Genomic DNA, 2,717 nt, shown 5'->3' on the forward strand with positions numbered 1-2,717 from the left:
GTAAGCGCTTAATTCTTGGGTAACTATACATTTGCCGTTTTGTAGTTCATAATGATTGATAGTAAATAGTTTTTTACTCCACTTCGTAGATAGGAAGTGGTCAATTACTATACTTGGAGGTTTCATTATGAGCAGTAAACGTGCCCCAGGGCGTTCTCTGGATGAATGGATGGAACTGGTGATCCAGTGCAGACAGAGCGGGCTTACTGATGCCGCATGGTGTAATGAACACGGGGTCTCTCCCAGCTGTTTTTACAATGCGGTCACACGCCTGCGTAAAAAGGCCTGTCAGATCCCAGAATCGGCTAACAAAGCCAGTACCCTTGATCTTACATCCCATAAACAGGATGTAGTCCAGATCGCTATAGAGCCGGAAACTCCTCCGGCAGAACTGGTTTCAGATAAAGATAACAGTTCCATGTACCTTGATAATCCACATACGATCGAGATCGAAGCCAGAGGACTGATGATCCGGATGAGCAATACCGTTCATCCTTCCCTTCTGAAGATCCTGATGGATGCGCTGAAGGAGCCATTATGTTAGCGGATATCTCAAATGTCGATGCCATTTATATCGTCTGCGGCAGAACAGATATGCGCAAATCTATTGATGGATTATGTGCGATCATCCAGGATCAGTTTTCCATGGAGATCGACCACGCACTTTATCTTTTCTGTGGCCGAAGATGTGACAGGATCAAAGCCATCTTAAAAGAACCTGACGGGATCGTTATGATCTACAAAAGACTGACAGCCCAGGGTTCTTACCGATGGCCAAGAAATAAATCAGAAGTCCGGAACCTCACATGGAGGGAATTCGACTGGCTGATGTCAGGCATTGATATTGAGCAGCCGAAAGCGATCAAAACATCCTGTACAAGGTAATAAAACCGCTTGTTTTCCCTGTACGTTCAGCATTTTTTAGGGTGCACTGTTTTCCTGTTGTACTGGCAGCACTGTCTGTTTTCTGATATAATAGAGATATCAAAAGCAGGAGGAAAAAGCAGTGGCAGACAGTTCCAAAGATATCCAGCTGCATGAGCTGAAAGATATGATCACAGAGCTGAAAAATTTAATAAAAACTCTTCAGGCAACTGTCGATGCCGGAAATAAACGGGAGGAAGCCCTTACACAGGAGCGTGATAACCTGAAAGAAGAAGTGGAACTTCTCCGTAAAAAACTCTTTGGCACTTCCAGCGAAAAACGTTCCGCCGATCTTCCGGGACAGCTGAACCTTTTCAACGAAGCTGAAATGGAACAGGATCCTGCGGCCGCTGAAGCCGAGGAGATGGCTGCACTGCTTCCCGAAAAAAAGAGGAAAGCCCGCGCAACAAATGCAGAACGTTTTAAGGGTCTGCCTGTAAAAAAGGAATATTTGGATATCCCGGAAAAGGACAGGTTCTGCCCGGCCTGTAATGCCCCGCTGAAAAGGATCGGTGAGGAGTTTGTACGCCGTGAACTGGTCTTTATCCCGGCAAAGCTGAAAGTCATCGAATACTACAGTGTCAGCTATGAATGCCCGGAATGCAGTAAACGCGGTCTTTCTGTTATCAAAAAAGGAAAAGATGGAAAACCGCATTTGCTCTATGGGATGGCTTCGGCTGGCACAGTTGCATGGGTGATGTACCAGAAGTTCTGCAACAGCCTGCCCTACTGCCGTCAGGAAAAAGACTGGAAACAGTATGGTGCATCCATCACAAGGGCAACCATGGCAAACTGGGTTATCCTTAATTCAGATGCATTCTTTCGTCCGATGTATGAATACTTCCGCCGGAAACTGCTGGAGCGGGAATTCGCAATGGCAGACGAAACGCCCCTGCAGGTACTGCATGAACCGGGGCGCCGGGCCCAGTCGAAATCCTATATGTGGCTTTTCCGCAGCGGGGAAGATGGCGGTGTACCAATCATCCTCTATAAATACTCGGAAACCCGCGCCGGGGATAACGCGGTTGAATTCCTGCAGGGATTCAAAGGCTACCTGATGTGCGATGGATATAGCGGGTACAACAAAGTGCCGGATGCAAAACGTACTGCCTGTTGGGCACATATACGCAGGTACCTGGTGGATGCAGTCCCGAAAGGGAAAAACCTGGATTACGGCCAGCCTGCTGTGCAGGGTATCCTGTATATCGACCGTCTCTTCCGTCTGGAAGAAACGATCAAGGCAAAAAGTACAACCTTCGATTCTCTCAAAAAAGCACGCCTTGAAAAAGAAGTGCCTGTCATTGAGGGCTTTTTGTCGTGGCTTGACATGCAGAAACCTACCCGGGGATCCCGGATGGATAAGGCAGTCACCTATATCCAAAACCGCCGCTCCTATCTTATGACCTATCTGGAAGATGGCAGATGTAGCTTTTCTAATAATCTCAGTGAGAATGCGATCCGCCCCTTTACAGTAGGCCGTAAAAACTGGCTGTTCTGTGATACTCCGAACGGTGCACAGGCCAGTGCCATTGTTTATACTATGGTAGAAATGGCAAAGGCAAATGGAGTAAACGTCTATCACTATCTGACTTATCTACTTGAGAAACAGCCTAATGATAGTATGAGTGACGAGGAGCTGGATCAGCTGGCTCCATGGAATGAAGATGTCAAGGCAGAACTCAAACGACTGGTAGAAAACTCCAACGAATAATCAATTATATGTGAATTGTCAAGGTACTCCGACTGCTGAAAAGTAGTCGGATATTTTTCTGGTAATACCTGAAAATTAAGCG

3 protein-coding genes are annotated in these 2,717 nt (G+C 46.8%); all 3 read left to right on the forward strand.

Features of this window, described 5'->3' with window-relative positions; all coding sequences use genetic code 11:
* Positions 1 to 127: 127 nt before the first annotated feature.
* The 3 genes from tnpA to tnpC all read left to right on the forward strand — a co-directional run bounded on the left by tnpA (position 128) and on the right by tnpC (position 2,635).
* The gene (gene tnpA, locus KQI39_RS17075; protein WP_216411669.1) at positions 128 to 544 is read left to right on the forward strand and encodes an IS66 family insertion sequence element accessory protein TnpA; all 417 of its coding nucleotides are present in this window, start codon (positions 128 to 130) and stop codon (positions 542 to 544) included.
* Complete coding sequence (tnpB, locus tag KQI39_RS17080) at positions 538 to 885, forward strand: IS66 family insertion sequence element accessory protein TnpB (RefSeq protein ID WP_216411668.1); 348 nt, start codon at positions 538 to 540, stop codon at positions 883 to 885. Before tnpA ends, tnpB begins: the two co-directional genes overlap by 7 nt.
* A 121-nt stretch (positions 886 to 1,006) precedes the next feature.
* Positions 1,007 to 2,635, forward strand: coding sequence for an IS66 family transposase (gene tnpC, locus KQI39_RS17085; RefSeq protein WP_216411667.1), 1,629 nt, complete (start codon positions 1,007 to 1,009; stop codon positions 2,633 to 2,635).
* The last annotated feature ends 82 nt before the right edge of the window (positions 2,636 to 2,717 follow it).

Origin of the sequence: Blautia sp. MSJ-36 (assembly GCF_018917985.1) — a bacterium.
Taxonomy (GTDB): domain Bacteria; phylum Bacillota; class Clostridia; order Lachnospirales; family Lachnospiraceae; genus Blautia_A.